We start from the raw sequence: 16,905 nt of genomic DNA, 5'->3' as shown, positions 1-16,905 counted from the left end.
CGATACACGCGCGTCTCGCTAGCCGCTCGTCGAGCCCACTCGACCACCGCGTTGGTGGGTTCGTCGGGCTTGTTGGTGGGTGGCACTCGACGCTAAGTTGGTAGGACGCTCGACTATCGAATATTGGGTCAATTGACCATCTGAATGGATCGCGACCCTGTGGTTGGTGCCCGTGGAAAACTACCGTAGGGAGATTTGACACATGCAGCCGTCGAGGTCTAGTCGATTTACCAGCGGGAGCTGGATAGATGCCTCACGTGAACTGGTAATTCGCAATGGGCGATTATTTGTGCGGAAATGGAATGATGATTAATTAAGCCATTTTAATGAAGCGCTAGACGTGACCGCAACCTCATACGCTGCGCATACGCATCATAGAAATGAGATTCAGGCCCAACGTCTCACACCGGGCGACGATGCCGAACAACTGTGGACTGTCGTTAATAAGACAGGCGAACTCCGTGCCGTTAGAATCAACTACTGTGCTCAGCGGATGGAAAGTGGCAATCAGTTCCGGACTCACGACTCCTTCTATTCGGAATCGATAGATGTCCGACATTGTCATCACCCTGCCGCCGTCGCGCGAAGTCAACCTGTATTGATCAGCATTGCCGCACTGGCCACGCCTGAGGTCATGCGAAAAGGATGAAATCGACCGGTATAGATCGCGGAGAGTGGTGGCGACGATGACGGGTCGACTCAAAACGAGTCGAGCTTCGGTGAAGCTCACTCGCCCGGTGGCGCGCAACGTCGTGCTACGGCCGCGCGTCCTGGAGACTCTCGACGATGCGCGGATGCTTCCGTGTGTGCTCCTCTGCGCGCCGGCCGGCTATGGCAAATCGTTGGCGGTCGCGTCGTGGTTGGACGAGCGAGGGCTCAGCGACGCGGCATGGGTGAATGTTGCCGGCATTGGCGACAACGAGAGGTCGATCTGGTCGGGGATTGTCGACGCGCTCGCTCATTACGCCGACGACAGCGACGACCTCCGCGACATACGCGGCCTGATCGACAGCGCTCCGACCGAGGTGCCCGTTCGGTTGGCGCAGTGGCTCTCCCGGCGGGCCGACGAAGTGATCGTCGTACTCGATGACCTCAACGGCGTCACCGGCGAGAAGATCCACGATCAACTAGTCGAGTTCATCGCCGCGGGCGCACCCAACCTGCACCTGGTGGCGATCTCTCGGCACGACCCGCCGTGGCCGCTGCATCGGATGCGGGCCGACGGAATGCTCGTCGACATCCGAGCGGAAGTGTTGCGGTTCAACAATAGTGAGGCGAGATTGCTATTCGCTCAGCTCGACGTCGGGCTGGGTGACGGCGAATTGGCATCGGTGGTTGGGCGCACCGAGGGTTGGGCGGCCGGCCTGCGACTCGCTGCGCTCGGACTCAACGGCACCGACGACCCCAAGGCGTTCATCGAGCGCTTCTCCGGCCGGTCTGGATATATTGCCGACTACCTGATGAACGAGGTCTATCTGGGCCTCCCGACGCGATGGCGGAACTTTCTGGCCCGCATAAGCACCGTGGACGAGGTCTGCGCCGACCTCGCCGAGGCTCTCGGCGGGGGAGCGCACAGTGCCGAGATACTCGCCGAACTGTCCCACCTCAACGCCTTTGTTCACGAACTTGGCGATCATCTGGGGTGGTACCGCATACATCCACTCCTGCTCGACTTCCTGCGGTCGCGGGCTACCGATCGCCCCGCGCGCCTGGAACTACACCGCGTGGCAGCGCTCTGGTATCGGGACCAGGACGAACCGTTAACCGCGCTACATCATGCGCTTGCCGCCGAGGCGTGGTCGCTCGCCGGCGAGCTGGTCGGAGTCAACGTGGTGACCTGGACCGTGCGCCAGTCACCGGCCGATCTCAGCTCCACCTTATCCGCAGTGCCGGGAGAGGTGCTGTTGTTGCATCCCGGTCTGGCGCTGGGAGTTGCTGCGGCACAATCGATGAGCGGTATGACGTCGGGCGTGGGGGAGCTGGTGGCCGCAACTCGTGCGGAGTTGCATCGGGTCGACGATCGCCAGCGTCGACGATACGAATTCGTTCTGGACTTCATCGATTTGCGGGTGATGCGATGCGCGGGCGACCTTGTCGGCGTCCTCGCCAGGTGCCGAACGATGCCAACCGACGCGCACGTTCTCGCCGACCTCGGCATAGCCGATTGGGCGGCGTTGCGAATACTGCTCTGGAGTAGCGCCGGAACATGTGAGTTATGGCTTGGCGACGTCGCGGCGGCGCGCGCGCACCTTCGTGACGCCGCGCGACACCGTCCTATTTCGCAAACTCTCCTACCGGTCCACACCGCGAGGGCTCAGCTATCTTATTTATGTTGGGAGGCAGGCGAATTGGTCGAAGCTGCCGAATGGGCAACCGAGGCGATCAACGGGTTCGCGGCCGCGGGCATACCGGCGCAGGCGCAGGACTCGGTCGCATTCCTCGCGCTGGCCGGTGTGTCATTGGACCGCGACGATCTTAGCGATTCGGCTCAGTGGCTTGACCGCGCGGCGTCGGCGGCGACCGAACCGGCGAGGCTGTTCGCGGTGATGTTGATGCGAGTTCAGCTTGCCTTGGCCGCCGGTACCGCCTACGACGCCGCGTCGATCCTACGAACCGGGAGATCGGAGATTTCCGAGTCACTGGTACCGCCGCCGCTGATCGAGAACGCGGCGCGACTAGCCGATGTCATCGCGGCTCAGGTGGCCGGTGACCGACCTCCAACGGGCTCAGCCACGTCACTCGCACCGACGGATGCGCCCCGCCACATTCTGGAGCGCTTGGTGGATCAGGTGCTCGACACGACATCCGATGGCGACAAACTCGATCGCCTCGAAGAAGCTCTGGTACTCGCGAGTGATACCGAATTCCGCCGGCCATTTTTGGCTCGGCAGAATGAGTTGCGCACGTTGTTGTCGCGGCGCATCGAGAACGGAACGTCGCAGACCGCGTTCGCGCTGGACCTGTTGAGCCGGATGTCGGCTGTCGGCATCCGAAAGTCTTCAGCGACAGCGCTTTTCGTCCCACTGAGCGACCGGGAGCTGAATGTGCTGCGCTACCTGGTGAGTTCGCTGACGACGGCCGAAATCGCTGGTGCGCTGTATATCTCGGTGAATACGGTGAAAACGCACCAACGCTCGATCTACCAGAAGCTGGCTGTCAGCGGCCGTCGCGAAGCGATCGCCCGCGGCCGGGAGCTTGGACTGGTGTGAAAGACCGAATCTGTTGCTAGGGCAGAATTATCTCGAAGTTGGGATCGCCGGGATCGAGTACGTCGAAGATTTGCGCGACAACTGCTGGCGTGCCGTCGACAGTGAGTCCCACTGCTCGCGCTCGCTCCAGATCCGACGTAGCCAGTGCGGCCAGCGCACCTTTCGGCACAGTGAGCGTCGCGTCGACATCGCCCGGCGAATCGGCGTCGTGACTGAAAACGCCATTGCGTAGTCGCGTCCGCAGCACGGCGTCGTGATCCGGAAAGGCCCACCGCAGTTCGATATTCAGATCCCAGGCGCGTGGGCCGTCAATCTGGATGGCGAGGGCGTCGAAGAACATTTCCGGTGAGAGGTTCGCGATGACGTCGCCCGGCGCGGTGGCCGTCGGGGTGCCGAAGCTGCCGTTGCGCAATTCCGTTGCGGCGGAGAGATATACGTTGCGCCAGGTCCCGTTCTCGGAGCCGAATCCGAGTGCTTCCACGGTGTCGGCATACAGTGCGCGCGCCTCCACATGGTCTGGTTGTGCGAAGACGACGTGGTCGAGAACTTCTGCGGCCCAGCGTAAATCGCCCGCCTCCTTGGACTCGCGCGCTTTGGCCACCACCGCGTCGGCGCCGCCCATGAACTCCACGTAGCGGATAGCGGCCTGCGCCGGCGTATGCCGCCACAGCCGTGCGGGGTTGCCGTCGTACCACCCCATATAGCGCTGGTAGATGGCTTTCACGTTGTGGCTGACCGAACCGTAGTAGCCGTGCGTCGCCCATACGTTGTCCAACGCGGGCGGTAGCGAGATGCGTTCGGCGATCTCGGCGCCCGTGTAGCCCTTGTTGATCATCCGAACCGTCTGGTCGTGGAGATACGCGTAGAGGTCGCGTTGAATCTCGAGAAAGCCGATAGCGCGGTCGTGGTCCCAGGTTGGCCAATGATGCGACGCGAAGACCACGTCGGTCTGGTCACCGAACATCGCGATTGCCTCGCCCAGATAGTGGGCCCAGATATGTGCGTCCCGAACGACGGCACCGCGCAGGGTGAGGATGTTGTGCAGGGTATGCGTGGCATTCTCCGCGATACATAACGCCCGGTGATCTGGGAAATGGAAGTGCATCTCGGCTGGTGCCTCGGTGCCCGGTGCCAACTGGAAGACGATGCGCGTGCCGTCGACGACCAACTCCTGACCGGTCTCGGTGATGTCGACCGTTGGCCGGATCAACGTGACACTTCCGGTGGAGGTGGTTTGTCCGAGCCCAGCGCCCACGCTTCCGAGCGGGGTACGTGGCAAGGCCGCCCCGTACATATAGCCTGCCCGCCGCGCCATTGCCGTACCGACATAAAGGTTTTCGGCGATAGCCGGTTCGAGGAAACCTGCCGGCGCGATGATCTGCACGCGTCCCGCGTCGACGTCTTCCTGGGTGGTCACGCCCTTGACACCACCGAAGTGGTCTACGTGACAGTGTGTGTAGATGACCGCGACGACCGGTCGGTTCCCGCGGTGCTCGCGATACAACGCCAGCGCGGCAGCCGCGGTCTCGGTGGAGATGAGCGGATCGATAACGATAATGCCGGCGTCGCCTTCGATGAAGGTGATATTCGACAGGTCAAAGCCGCGTACCTGGTAGATGCCGTCGACAACCTCGAATAGGCCGTGCCGGGCGACCAATTCCGACTGACGCCACAGACTTGGGTGGACGGTCGGCGGAGCCTCGCCGCTGATGAAATCGTATGAGTCGCAATCCCATACGACCTCGCCGCGGTCGTTGGTAATCGTGCCCGGCGACCGCGTACCGATGAATCCGCGTTGGGTGTCGGCGTAGTCCCGTGCATCGTCGAACGGATAGCTGGTTTCTGTGGTCAAAACTGTTCCTCCCAAGGGATTTGCCGGCGGCGTCCCTTTTAACCGTAAGTCGTTAGGTGCGGGTTTCCGTCACCCATTCGGGGTGAAGGCGACCCCAACTTGGCCGTCCGATAGCCTGGGCGAAAGCAAATCGCCGTCCGTGAAATATTCAGGGGAGATAGATGACAATGGTGCGCAAATCTGACCCGACGGTCGATACCCTCAACGGAATCGACTTCAAAGTCGCTGATCTGTCGCTGGCAGACTTCGGCCGCAAAGAAATCGAACTCGCCGAGCACGAGATGCCCGGCCTGATGTCACTGCGCCGTGAGTACGCAGATGTGCTGCCGCTCAAGGGCGCTCGCGTCTCCGGCTCACTGCACATGACCGTTCAAACCGCAGTCTTGATCGAAACTCTCACCGCATTGGGTGCAGAGGTTCGCTGGGCATCGTGCAACATCTTCTCGACGCAGGATCATGCCGCCGCGGCAATCGTCGTCGGTCCCAACGGCACCGTCGAGGAGCCCAAGGGTATTCCGGTTTTCGCTTGGAAGGGCGAGACACTCGAGGAGTACTGGTGGGCCGCCGAGCAGATGCTCACGTGGCCCGGCGAGCCGGCCAACATGATCCTCGATGACGGTGGCGACGCGACCATGCTGGTGCTGCGTGGCGCCGAATTCGAGAAGGCCGGTGTGGTCCCGCCCGCCGACGACGCCAACTCCGCCGAGTACAACGTCTTTCTGGAATTGCTACGCAACAGCTTTGACGCCGACAAATCCAAGTGGACCAAGGTGTCGGAGTCGGTCAAGGGTGTCACCGAAGAGACCACCACCGGCGTACTGCGGCTCTACCAATTCGCCGCGGCGGGCGATCTCGCGTTCCCCGCGATCAACGTCAACGACTCGGTCACCAAGAGCAAGTTCGACAACAAATACGGCACCCGTCACTCGCTGATCGACGGCATCAACCGCGGCACCGACGTGCTGATCGGTGGCAAGAAGGTGCTGATCTGCGGTTACGGCGACGTCGGCAAGGGCTGTGCCGAATCACTGGCCGGTCAGGGTGCTCGCGTGCAGGTCACCGAGATCGACCCGATCAACGCGCTTCAGGCACTGATGGACGGCTTCGACGTCGTCACCGTCGAAGACGCCATCGGCAACGCCGACATCGTCATCACCTCCACGGGCAACCTGGGCATCATCACCTTCGATCACATGAAGCAGATGAAGAACCAGGCCATCTTGGGCAACATCGGCCACTTCGACAACGAGATCGACATGGCCGGCCTGGAAACCGCCAAAGGTGTCACGCGGATCAACGTGAAGCCTCAGGTCGACCAGTGGGTCTTCGAGGACGGTCACAGCATCATCGTGCTGTCCGAGGGACGTTTGCTCAACCTGGGTAACGCCACCGGCCACCCGTCGTTCGTGATGAGCAACAGCTTCTCCAACCAGGTCATCGCGCAGATCGAACTGTGGACCAAGCCGGACGAATACGACAACGAGGTCTACCGCCTGCCCAAGCACCTCGACGAGAAGGTCGCGCGCATCCACGTCGAAGCACTCGGCGGCACGCTGACCAAGCTGTCCAAGGAGCAGGCCGAGTACATCGGCGTCGACGTCGAAGGCCCGTACAAGCCAGAGCATTACCGCTACTGAGCCAATAGGGACGCACTAACCATTAGGGTGGTGTCGTGGTCGAAATTCTGAGCAGCAGGCTAATCCTGCGTCCAGCCGACTACGGCACCACTCTTGCGTTCTATCGAGATCTGCTCGGTTTGGCGATCTATCGCGAATACCCCGGCGGCACAGTGTTTTTCGCCGGGCAGAGTCTGATCGAGGTCGCCGGGCACGGTGATGCGGAGCCGTCGGGGTTCAGTGGTGCCATCTGGTTGCAGGTGCGCGATGTTGGTGCGACGGCCGAGCAACTGCGCGACCTCGGCGTCGAGATCACCCGTGAGGCGCGGACCGAACCTTGGGGACTGATCGAAATGTGGATCGCCGACCCGGACGGGGTGCCGATCGTCCTCGTCGAGGTGCCGGCGAGTCATCCGCTTCGACGCGATCTGCGCTGAGATGTAGATTCGCCGAACGAATTCTTTCCGGCACGACCGCGAATCGAATCGAATCGTGACACGCTAAGTCGATGACTTCATCCTCATCCCAGGCGGGTGCCACGACCCCGCCGGACGGGCTCGACGCGCGCGTGCTGAAGATCGCCGGGGTGGTAATTATCGGCGCGATCATGTCGATCCTCGACATCACCGTCGTCAACGTCGCTATCCCCACCTTCCAGGACGTCTTCTCAACTAGCTACACATTCGCGGCGTGGTCGATGACCGGTTACACGCTCGCGCTCGCGACTGTCATCCCGCTAACTGGCTGGGCCGCCGACCGATTCGGCACCAAGCGGCTGTACATGCTCGCGCTCGTGCTGTTCGTACTCGGCTCGGTGCTATGCAGTACGGCGTGGAATATCCAGTCGCTCATCGGGTTTCGAGTCATTCAGGGTCTAGGCGGAGGCATGTTGATGCCGTTGGCCATGACGATCATGACGCAAGCGGCCGGCCCGGACCGGGTCGGCCGGGTGATGGCGATCATCGGTATACCGATGCTGCTCGGCCCCATCGGCGGACCGATTCTGGGTGGCTGGTTGATCGAAGACTTCAGCTGGCATTGGATCTTCCTGATCAACGTGCCGATCGGCATCCTCGCGCTGACCCTCGCCGCCATCGTGCTCGAACCGGACAATCCCCAGCCGTCGCAATCCTTCGACTTCGTCGGCATGTTGCTCGCATCGCCGGGGCTCGCGCTGTTCCTGTTCGGCGTGTCGTCGATCCCGGGCGAAGGTCGGGTGATCGCCGTCAGAGTGCTGGTACCTGGCATTATCGGGTTGGCGCTGCTAGTGGGATTCGTGTTCCACGCGTTGCGCACCGAACATCCGCTCATCGACCTGCATTTGTTCAAGAACCGTGACCTGACTTTCGCGGTGCTGACGATGCTGTTCTTCGTCATGGCGTTCTTCGGCGCGGCGCTATTGCTGCCGTCCTATCTGCAACAGGTGCGCGGCGTATCAACCTTGACCGCTGGTTTGCTGATCGCTCCACAGGGCCTCGGCGCGATGATCACGATGCCGATATCGGGGCGATTGGTGGACAAGATCGGACCGGGTCGCATTGTCCTGACCGGTGTGATCGTGATCTGTCTTGGACTGTCGTTCTTCACCACGATCGGCGCGGATACGCCGATGATCGCCATCGAAGGTGCGTTGTTCGTGATGGGCCTCGGTATGGGCGCCACGATGATGCCGACGATGACCGCCGCGCTACAGACGCTCAATCATCAGCAGGTGGCGCGCGGGTCGTCGCTGATGAATATCGTCAATCAAACCGGTAGTTCGATCGGCACGGCCACCATCGCGGTCGTACTCACGACGCTGTTGGCGCGTCAGGAGTTCGCGCGCCCGGCGATAGCGGCGCAGATGAATCCGGCTATCGAGGCGAAGATGCCGCCGAAGATTTTCGAAGAAGGTCTCGACCAGGCGGCGTCGGCATTCGCGCACACCTGGACGGTGTCGTTGTGCCTGGTGGTGGTGACCCTGGTGCCCGCCTTCTTCTTGCCGCGGCGTAAGCCCAAACAGTCGAGTGAGGTCGGTTTGGTGCATTGAGGCGATGAGTTCTTCGTAGTCGGACGGTCAGTCCCTACCGACAGCCGATACGAAGGAGTTGATGATGTCGTCCACAATTATCGCGTCCGGACACGGGCTCGTGGAATCAGCAAGGATCCGAGCCAGCGAGTTTTGGTTCGCGGACTGGTTCGCGCAGAGGATCATTCGCGTAGCCGCCGATGGCGCTGAACATCCCGTGGCGACCCTGCCGGGGATGCCCATCTGTTTTGACTGGTTGCCGGACGGGACTCTGGTCTGCACCGGTGGAGGCGCAGCGTTGACAACTGTGACCGGAGACGGTGCGCTCACCGGATTCGCTGATCTCTCGGTGCTGTCGGATAAGCCCTACAACGACATCGCTGTCGACCCGCGTGGACATGTCTTCGTCAATAACATCGGATTCGACTTTCCGGGTGGCGAGTTCGCGCCGGGGTTCATCGGAGTGGTCTCGCCTGACCGGGCCGTTCGCCGCGTCGCTGATGACCTCGCTTTTCCAAATGGTATGGCGGTCACTGGTGATGGCTCGACGCTGATCGTCGCGGAGTCGTATGCGGCGCGATTGACCGCGTTCACCATCGCCGATGACGGATCGTTGGGTGATCGTCGGGTGTGGGCCGACCTCGGCGAAGGTGTTGCGCCAGATGGAATTTCGGTTGATCCCTCTGGCGCGATTTGGTACGCCAGTGTGCCACAGCAGCATTGCGCACTGGTTGCCGAAGGTGGTGAGGTGCTTTCGACGGTGGAACTGGACCGCGGATGTTTCGACTGCGCGATCGACGATTCCGGTTCGACGCTGTATGTCGCGGCCGCAGGTTGGGGGCAGGACATGGCCGGGTCGGGGCAAATCGTGCGAATTGAGTTGGGGGAGCGGTGATCAGAGGTCTTTCGGCAGGTTTCGAGTTCGTCTCACCGCGTCTCGATACCCCTAAGCTCGCAAGCTCGCTTCGGCACTCGACGACCGAAAAGGCACTCGACCATCGGAAGGGCACTCGACGATCGGAAGGGTGCTCGACGGTCGGAAGGGCACTTGACGATTGGGAGGGCTAGTCAGATGGCGGTCAGTTCCTCGATCGCCGGGTCGTCCGCCTCACCGGTTGTCACCGACCACGGCGAAAACCATTGTGCCGCAGCCAAATCGCGATACGCGGCGTCGACGCGGGTCTGCAGATCGCCGTCGCGTTCGTAAGCGTCGCGTGCGCGTGTGGCATCCGACGCCGCGCGCGTGCGTGCCCGTTCGGCCGCCACCGACGTTGGAACCCCAAGGAAGACTTGATGATTCGGCACCGGCAGGGCGAATCGTCCGAACTCGAGGTCGGCCACCCAGGTTGCCGCGGGACCGCTAATCGGCTCGCCCAGTCGCGCGGCGCTGTACGCCGCGTTCGACGCGACGTAGCGATCCAAGATGACGACGTCGTGCGAATCGATGTCGGCGCGAATCTGACCGGCGGCGTCGGCACGGTCGAGCGCGAACAGCATTGCCATCGCGTAGGCCGAGGAAGCGAGGTCGCCGTGGCGGCCGTGCAACGCTTCGGCGGCGATATCGGCGGTGACCGCCGCGCCGTAGCGCGGGAACGCGAGAGTCGCGACCGACATTCCCCGCGCGCGCCAACCGGTGACCAGCGATGTCACCAAGGTGTTCTTTCCTGCGCCGTCGAGGCCTTCCACCGCGATGAGTTTTCCCACGCCCTAGATCGTAAGGTGGCATGCTCGGCCGCATGATGTTGCACGTCCATACGACGCTCAAACCCGTCGGCCCGGCTACCGCCATTGAACTCACCGATGCCGACGTCGACGAACTCGGTGGCGGCAAGCGGGCGGCTGTGCTGGTGACGATCGGTGGCAGGCAGGCCAGGCTACGCCTGGCGGTGATGGGTGGTGCCAACCTCATCGGGTTATCCAAGGCCGCCCGCGGCCAACTCGGCGTCGACATCGGCGATACCGTCGACGCCGCAATCGAACTCGACGTCGCTGATCGGACCGTCGACGTCCCCGACGACCTCGGCGCAGCGCTCGCGGCGGCGTCCCTACGTGAGGTATTCGACGCACAGACCTACACCCGTCGGAAAGAGGGCGCGCGATCTGTCGTGGAGGCCAAGCGGCCCGAGACCCGCCTTCGTCGAATCGACAAGATCATCGCCGAGTTGAGGTCTGCCACTGGCTGATCGGCGTGCCGTCCGGACAAGAAGGTCACGGGAATGTCACCATATGACCATGAAGCCACGCATCCTGGTCGTCGATGATGACGCCGCGCTCGCGGAGATGTTGACAATCGTGTTGCGCGGCGAAGGTTTTGAGCCGTTCGTCGTCGGTGACGGCACGCAGGCGCTCACCGCCGTGCGAGAGATCCGGCCCGACCTTGTGCTGCTCGACCTGATGCTGCCGGGCATGAATGGCATCGACGTTTGTCGGGTGCTGCGCGCCGACTCCGGCGTGCCGATCGTGATGCTGACGGCTAAGTCCGACACCGTCGACGTGGTGCTCGGCCTCGAGTCCGGTGCCGACGACTATATGGTCAAGCCGTTCAAGCCAAAGGAACTCGTCGCACGCGTGCGCGCCCGGCTGCGTCGCACCGACGACGAGCCAGCCGAAATGCTGTCGATTGGACCGGTCGAGATCGACGTTCCCGCCCATAAGGTGACCCGTGACGGTGTGCCGATCTCGTTGACCCCGCTGGAATTCGATCTGCTCGTCGCGCTGGCCCGCAAGCCGCGTCAGGTGTTTACTCGTGACGTGCTGCTCGAACAGGTTTGGGGCTATCGCCACCCGGCCGACACCCGACTCGTCAACGTGCATGTCCAGCGGCTGCGCGCGAAGGTCGAGACGGACCCGGAGAATCCTGAAGTCGTGCTCACGGTGAGAGGGGTCGGCTACAAGGCCGGACCGCCGTGATCGCTCGCCCGCGATTCGGGCCGCGACGCCGCGTCAACTCAACTTTTGGCCGTATTACCCGCGCGGCCGGTCGAGTGGGGCGCGGCTTCGGCCATGTTTGGCGACGTTCGCTTCAGTTGCGCGTCGTTGTCTCGACGTTGGCATTGTCGTTCGTCGTAATTCTGATCCTGGGGTTCGTGCTGATCTCGCAGATCACCGACCGGCTGCTCGATGCCAAACTTGCCGCGGCGACCGAGGAAATCGACCGTGCGCGGGTTGCCGTCGAACGTGGGTTGACCGCGTCCGATGCCAGTTCCTCGGTGCAGGTGCGATTACGTCAGACCCGTGCGCTGCTCACCGAACGCGACAGCGACTCGTCGCAGACCACCGGTTCGGTCGGTGCCTTCGACATTGTGTTGCTGGTACCCGGCAATGCCGGCGTCACCGACTCCGGTGTCGGCCCGACGTCGGAGATTCCGACAACCTTGCGGGCGATGGTACAGGGCGGGCAGGTGGCCTATCAGTATTCGACGGTCGCCACCGAAGGCGGCAGCACGGTATCGGCTCTGATCATCGGCACGCCGACTAACTCGGCGGTTTCCGGGCTAGAGCTCTATCTCGTATTCCCGCTGACCAATGAGGCCAATACGGTCTCGCTGGTCCGCGGCACCCTGCTCACCGGCGCGATCGTGCTGCTCGGCCTGCTCGCCGCGATCGCCTGGCTGGTGTCGCGGCAGGTTGTGCTGCCGGTCCGCTCGGCGTCGAGGATTGCCGTGCGGTTCGCCGACGGCCGGCTCAAAGAGCGGATGCCGGTCCGTGGCGAAGACGATATGGCGCGGCTGGCCATGTCCTTCAACGATATGGCCGAGAGTCTGTCCAAACAGATCACTCATCTCGAGGAATTCGGCGGGCTGCAACGCCAATTCACCTCCGACGTCAGCCACGAGCTACGCACGCCGCTCACCACGGTTCGGATGGCCAGCGATGTGCTGTACGAATCACGCGACGACCTCGATCCCGTGCTCAAACGATCCGTCGAACTACTCGACAAGGAGATCGATCGCTTCGAAACGCTGCTGACCGAGCTGCTGGAGATTTCGCGCCACGACGCCGGAATGGCCGAGCTGGCATCCGAGCGGATGGATATGCTCATCCCGATCGAAGGGGCACTGGCCACGGTCACCCACTTGGCGTCGGAATCTGGCACCGAACTCGTCCTCGACCTTCCCCGGGATCCGGTGATCGCCGAGATCGATCCCCGCCGGATCGAACGTGTACTGCGCAATCTGCTGGCCAATGCCATCGACCACGGCGAACACAAGCCGGTCACGTTGACGATGCGTTCGGACGGCGACGCGGTCGCGTTGACCGTCCGCGACTTGGGTATCGGCTTGCGGCCCGGCGAAGAGCGGCTGGTGTTCAACCGATTCTGGCGATCGGACCCATCGCGTTTCCGACGTTCCGGCGGTACCGGCCTCGGCCTGGCGATCAGCGTCGAAGACGCCCGATTGCATCAGGGCCGACTCGAAGCGTGGGGCGAGCCGGGTAAGGGCGCGAACTTCCGGCTGACGCTCCCGCTGGTGCGCGGCCACAAGGTTCTCGGCTCGCCGCTCCCGCTCAAGCCGACGTCGGCGCGTAGTGGTCGTGCCGCGACGCCCGGAGGTGGCAAGTGAGGCACCGGCGGATTGAGCTCAGGCTAGTGGTCGCGTTCGTGGCCGTAATGATGGTGCTTACCGGATGTGCTTCTATCCCAACCGATTCCGCGCCACAGCCGGTCCAGCCGTTCAATCGGCAAGTGCCGACGAGTGCATTGCCGACGCCGCAGCAGGATATGGATCCCGAGGCACTGGCACGCGCGTTCCTACGCGCCACGGCCGATCCGCGCAACGCACATGCGTCGGCTCGCGCTTTCCTGTCGCCGACCGCGGCCAAGCAGTGGGATGACCGCGGCGACACCGTCGTGCTCGACGACGCCTCGCTGCTTGTCGACGAGCGGACCGACACCTCGGTCAAAATGCGGTTGATCGCCGACAACAGCGGCATCTTGAAAGTCAACGGCCAGTTGCTGCCGGCGAACGGCCGGGTGGAGACCACGCTCACGATGACGCGTACCACCGCGGGCTGGCGGGTCGACGGAGCGTTACCGTCGGGCGTCATGCTCGACCGTCGGCAGTTCGAGTCAACGTACCGGTTGGCCATGCTCTATTTCACCGATCCGGCCGCTGGAGCATCGGGTGCCAGTAGCGCACGACTGACACCTGATCCGCGCTGGTTCTACCTGGGGAACTACACACCGACCGACCTGCTGTCCCGGCTGATCGCCGGTCCGACGACCGAACTCGAAGGGGCAGTGGCGAATTCGTTCCCGAGCGGCGCGCGGTTGAACGGTCGGGCTCAGGTGGTCCGCGGTGAGGGAGTGAAGGTCGATTTCGGCGGGCTGGGCGACATGTCCGATTCCGCGAGGAATCTGCTTGCCGCACAGGTGATCTGGACTCTGCACGACGCCGATGTCGCAGGACCGTACACCTTGACTTCCGACGGTGCCCCACTTGTCCCCGGACATGCGCAGGAATGGCGTGTGACCGACGTGGAGTCCTCGAATCCCAATGCGGTGCAACAGACTTCGGTCGGATTAAACGTGTTGCGAGCGGGTTCGCTCTATTCGATCGACGGCCAGGGAGCTTCGCCGGTAGCCGGGCAAATGGGCACCGACCAGCGCCTGGTGGCCGCCGCGATCTCGCCGAACGGGACCCGGGTAGCCGCTGTGCAGCAGTCGCCGGGCTCGCCCCGCCTTACCCTGCTCGCCGGCACTTACGGCGGCGCGGTGAGTCCGTTAGCCAGTGGTGCGACCATCTCGCGACCCAGTTTTGGACCGAACAACAACACGATCTGGGCGGTCGTCGATGGAAAGCCGACGCAGTGGGTGGTAACCGATAGCGGAACTCGGGTGACGGTGGCCGACGCGTCGTCGATCGCAACCGTGTTGAGGGGACCGATCGCCCAATTGAAAGTGTCACCCGACGGGGCGCGCGCGGCACTGCTGGTCTCGGGACAGTTGCTGTTCGCGTCGATCGTGACTTCGCCCAATGGCGCCTTGGCGCTGACGTCACCGCGGATCGCGGCCTATAACCTGGGCAACAATTCGACCGGGATCGACTGGGCGACCCCGACGACGGTGATGGTCGCGCGGGACACCCCGGAGGCTCCGGTCGCCCAGGTCTCGATCAGTGGGCTACCCGCGGTTGGTTTGCTCAGCGGCAATCTGACGCCGCCGCTGCGGACGGTAGCGGCAAATGCGACGACCGTATACGTCGGCGACGCCCGCGGAGTTCTGCGATTGGGCAGCACCGACGGTCAGCCGGATCGCTCGTGGACCGAGGTCGACGGGGGAATGTCGCCTGACGCGATGCCGATACTGCCGGGGTAACCGAGTAGCACCTCACGCGCCGGCAATCACTACTACGCAATCTACGAATACGCGTTGTGTAGCAAGAACTTTGACTGATTCCGCCGCGGTTGCCCCAGTGGTGAGCACGTCGTCGACGAGGATAACCGCGTGGTTCTCGGTCGGCAGCCGGGTGGCTGGCCGTCGCCGAATTCTGATCGCGCCGGACATATTCGTGGCCCGGCGACGAGCGTCGAGTCCCATCGAGTCGCGGACCGACCCGGCTGTTCGGAGCAGCGGAGCAACCGATACGGCGGGACCAAGGCGGGCCGCGGCAACTCCGGCAAACGCGGTGACGGTATCGCCACCGCGACGTCGTGCCGCGAGCATCCGGGTGGGGGCGGGGACAAGGTAGAGGTGAGCCGCGTCCGGCACTTCGGACCAGCGCGCCAGCGTCCGCAAGGTCGATGCGAGCGCGCTGCCGATGGGCTGTGCCAGGTCTCGTCGTCGATGTTCCTTCATGGCCAGCACCGACGTGGCGAACGGTGCCCGGTAGCGTCCCAGTGCCCACACCGGTGCGCCGACGGCGACCCTCGGCGTCAGCGCGATGGGATCGTCCCGCATACGTCCGCGGCACCGCTCACACCAGCGGGTTCCCACCGCGCCACATCCGCCGCAGTCGATCGGTAGGACGAGATCGGATAGCGCCGCGAGCATTCGCACGGGATTGATACTTCCGGTGATCGCGTCCCCGTTCCGTCGAGGTCTCGACGGTTGTCCACAACACCGATGGAACGACTCGAACTGTGGATATCCGGCGCGGGGAAACACAGTTACGACATAGGTGGTCGGAAACGTGGCCGATCGGCAAACTTCGGGCTACGGTCGTAGGCAACGCATCGATTCGGCGATGTTTGCGTGTGTGCTCCCCAGGAGGTGATGCCGCTGCAATTGAGCGTCAGCCGTCGGCTGGCGTGTTACCAGGTCCAGTCCTGCGCTCTGCGCTGAAAGATGTTGCGTGGCAATTGCTTTCGGCTGGACGGTACAACAAGGAGGAGAGTGAATGTCGACAGTCATCCACCGCAAGGGTCACCGTGAATCCAAGGTCGCAGAACCGCGGCCAAGCGAAGCGGAGGTGGTAGCCAAGGCTTTCGTACTGCCGCCGGGGACGGCGGAGGCCGAGGAACCTGTCCAGCCCGATGCGACGGTTACGTTCAACGGACGCAACGTCGAAATACCCGATCACTATCGAATCTACGTCGGCGACAAGCTTGCCAGGCTTGAACGTTACGACTCCAAAATTTCCCGATTCGACGTCGTGCTGTTCCACGAACGCAACCCCCGCCAAGCCAAGGCGTCTCAGCAGGTAGAAATCACCGTCACCGGAAAAGGACCGGTGGTGCGAGCCCAGGCGTGTGGCGAGAACTTCTACGCGTCGCTGGAGGCCGCGCTGGACAAACTCGATTCGCGTCTGCGGCGGGTTAAGACGCGCCGGGAAGTCCACTACGGAAACCGCACACCCAAGTCGGTTGCCGAGGCCACCGGAACGACCGTCACCGCTGATCTCGCGGAACTTGCCGCGACCAACGGTGATGCGGGCGCGTCGGTCGATACCGAGTGGGACGACGGCGTCGTCGAGCACACTCCGGGACAAGTGGTTCGCATCAAGGAACATCCGGATAACCCGATGACTGTCGACGATGCGCTCTACGAGATGGAGTTGGTCGGCCACGACTTCTTCCTGTTCCACGACAAAGAAACGGACAAACCGTCGGTGGTGTACCGCCGGCATGCCTTCGACTACGGACTGATCCGACTGTCGTAGTACCCCTCAACCCCGTTGTCGGCGGCCGTGGAGTCCATCGCTCCGCGGCCGCCGATGTGCGTGGGTAGCACGCCCGCACCGCGCCGCCTGCATTGCATTTCTCCACCGACCCGTACCATGT

At 63.0% G+C, this 16,905-nt stretch carries 14 protein-coding genes; 10 read left to right on the top strand and 4 right to left on the bottom strand.

The genetic code is table 11. The features are described 5' to 3' along the window. Positions 1–352: 352 nt before the first annotated feature. A complete protein-coding gene (locus GOEFS_RS23990) occupies positions 353–559 on the bottom strand; it encodes a DUF8691 family protein (protein WP_505667015.1) in 207 nt (68 codons plus the stop codon). 160 nt (positions 560–719) lie between these two features. Here GOEFS_RS23990 and GOEFS_RS00315 point away from each other — a divergent pair, with 160 nt between their 5' ends. Further along, the gene (locus tag GOEFS_RS00315; RefSeq protein ID WP_007315858.1) at positions 720–3,209 is read left to right on the top strand and encodes a winged helix-turn-helix domain-containing protein; all 2,490 of its coding nucleotides are present in this window, start codon (positions 720–722) and stop codon (positions 3,207–3,209) included. Positions 3,210–3,225: 16 nt separating this feature from the next. On the opposite strand, the gene GOEFS_RS00310 is transcribed toward GOEFS_RS00315, so the two are convergent. Next, entirely contained in the window at positions 3,226–5,061 is a 1,836-nt protein-coding gene (locus tag GOEFS_RS00310; protein ID WP_007315857.1) for an alkyl/aryl-sulfatase, read from the bottom strand. Between the two features lie 161 nt (positions 5,062–5,222). Here GOEFS_RS00310 and ahcY point away from each other — a divergent pair, with 161 nt between their 5' ends. The 4 genes from ahcY to GOEFS_RS00290 all read left to right on the top strand — a co-directional run bounded on the left by ahcY (position 5,223) and on the right by GOEFS_RS00290 (position 9,580). Beyond that, on the top strand, positions 5,223–6,698 hold the full coding sequence (gene ahcY, locus GOEFS_RS00305) for an adenosylhomocysteinase (protein ID WP_007315856.1): 1,476 nt from the start codon (positions 5,223–5,225) through the stop codon (positions 6,696–6,698). Positions 6,699–6,733: 35 nt separating this feature from the next. Then, positions 6,734–7,114, top strand: a complete 381-nt coding sequence (locus GOEFS_RS00300) for a VOC family protein (RefSeq protein WP_007315855.1) — start codon at positions 6,734–6,736, stop codon at positions 7,112–7,114. A 71-nt stretch (positions 7,115–7,185) separates the two neighbouring features. Next, the gene (locus tag GOEFS_RS00295) at positions 7,186–8,706 is read left to right on the top strand and encodes a DHA2 family efflux MFS transporter permease subunit (protein ID WP_007315854.1); all 1,521 of its coding nucleotides are present in this window, start codon (positions 7,186–7,188) and stop codon (positions 8,704–8,706) included. 64 nt (positions 8,707–8,770) lie between these two features. Beyond that, positions 8,771–9,580 carry an SMP-30/gluconolactonase/LRE family protein gene (locus GOEFS_RS00290; RefSeq protein ID WP_007315853.1) on the top strand — a complete coding sequence of 270 codons (810 nt, stop codon included), beginning with the start codon at positions 8,771–8,773 and terminating at the stop codon, positions 9,578–9,580. A 173-nt stretch (positions 9,581–9,753) separates the two neighbouring features. On the opposite strand, the gene GOEFS_RS00285 is transcribed toward GOEFS_RS00290, so the two are convergent. After that, positions 9,754–10,389 (bottom strand): dTMP kinase, encoded by a 636-nt coding sequence (locus GOEFS_RS00285; RefSeq protein WP_007315852.1) that lies wholly within the window; start codon positions 10,387–10,389, stop codon positions 9,754–9,756. A 32-nt stretch (positions 10,390–10,421) separates the two neighbouring features. On the opposite strand from GOEFS_RS00285, the gene GOEFS_RS00280 reads away from it, so the two are divergent. From GOEFS_RS00280 to GOEFS_RS00265, 4 genes are read left to right on the top strand one after another with little or no spacing between them, the layout of a single operon-like run. After that, positions 10,422–10,868 (top strand): YdeI/OmpD-associated family protein, encoded by a 447-nt coding sequence (locus GOEFS_RS00280; RefSeq protein ID WP_040524132.1) that lies wholly within the window; start codon positions 10,422–10,424, stop codon positions 10,866–10,868. A gap of 49 nt (positions 10,869–10,917) precedes the next feature. Further along, positions 10,918–11,595, top strand: coding sequence for an MtrAB system response regulator MtrA (mtrA, locus tag GOEFS_RS00275; RefSeq protein ID WP_040524131.1), 678 nt, complete (start codon positions 10,918–10,920; stop codon positions 11,593–11,595). Continuing rightward, positions 11,592–13,247, top strand: coding sequence for an MtrAB system histidine kinase MtrB (gene mtrB / locus GOEFS_RS00270; protein WP_007315849.1), 1,656 nt, complete (start codon positions 11,592–11,594; stop codon positions 13,245–13,247). Before mtrA ends, mtrB begins: the two co-directional genes overlap by 4 nt. A gap of 47 nt (positions 13,248–13,294) precedes the next feature. Continuing rightward, positions 13,295–15,001 (top strand): LpqB family beta-propeller domain-containing protein, encoded by a 1,707-nt coding sequence (locus GOEFS_RS00265; protein WP_083837190.1) that lies wholly within the window; start codon positions 13,295–13,297, stop codon positions 14,999–15,001. Between the two features lie 12 nt (positions 15,002–15,013). On the opposite strand, the gene GOEFS_RS00260 is transcribed toward GOEFS_RS00265, so the two are convergent. Continuing rightward, positions 15,014–15,676 carry a ComF family protein gene (locus GOEFS_RS00260; protein ID WP_040524114.1) on the bottom strand — a complete coding sequence of 221 codons (663 nt, stop codon included), beginning with the start codon at positions 15,674–15,676 and terminating at the stop codon, positions 15,014–15,016. A 346-nt stretch (positions 15,677–16,022) separates the two neighbouring features. Here GOEFS_RS00260 and hpf point away from each other — a divergent pair, with 346 nt between their 5' ends. Further along, on the top strand, positions 16,023–16,784 hold the full coding sequence (hpf, locus tag GOEFS_RS00255) for a ribosome hibernation-promoting factor, HPF/YfiA family (RefSeq protein ID WP_007315846.1): 762 nt from the start codon (positions 16,023–16,025) through the stop codon (positions 16,782–16,784). Positions 16,785–16,905 lie beyond the last annotated feature (121 nt).

This window comes from Gordonia effusa NBRC 100432 (assembly GCF_000241305.1).
Classification (GTDB): domain Bacteria; phylum Actinomycetota; class Actinomycetes; order Mycobacteriales; family Mycobacteriaceae; genus Gordonia; species Gordonia effusa.
This window is presented reverse-complemented; position numbering and strand designations above follow the sequence as displayed.

What these genes read in the sequence shown, in the direction of transcription:
- ahcY (WP_007315856.1), top strand. Translation starts at nt 5,223, where the DNA reads ATGACAATGGTGCGCAAATCTGACCCGACGGTCGATACCCTCAACGGA.
- mtrA (WP_040524131.1), top strand. Translation starts at nt 10,918, where the DNA reads ATGAAGCCACGCATCCTGGTCGTCGATGATGACGCCGCGCTCGCGGAG.
- GOEFS_RS00265 (WP_083837190.1), top strand. Translation starts at nt 13,295, where the DNA reads ATGATGGTGCTTACCGGATGTGCTTCTATCCCAACCGATTCCGCGCCA.
- GOEFS_RS00280 (WP_040524132.1), top strand. Translation starts at nt 10,422, where the DNA reads ATGATGTTGCACGTCCATACGACGCTCAAACCCGTCGGCCCGGCTACC.
- GOEFS_RS23990 (WP_505667015.1), bottom strand. Translation starts at nt 559, where the DNA reads ATGTCGGACATCTATCGATTCCGAATAGAAGGAGTCGTGAGTCCGGAA.
- hpf (WP_007315846.1), top strand. Translation starts at nt 16,023, where the DNA reads ATGTCGACAGTCATCCACCGCAAGGGTCACCGTGAATCCAAGGTCGCA.
- GOEFS_RS00290 (WP_007315853.1), top strand. Translation starts at nt 8,771, where the DNA reads ATGTCGTCCACAATTATCGCGTCCGGACACGGGCTCGTGGAATCAGCA.
- GOEFS_RS00260 (WP_040524114.1), bottom strand. Translation starts at nt 15,676, where the DNA reads ATGCTCGCGGCGCTATCCGATCTCGTCCTACCGATCGACTGCGGCGGA.
- GOEFS_RS00295 (WP_007315854.1), top strand. Translation starts at nt 7,186, where the DNA reads ATGACTTCATCCTCATCCCAGGCGGGTGCCACGACCCCGCCGGACGGG.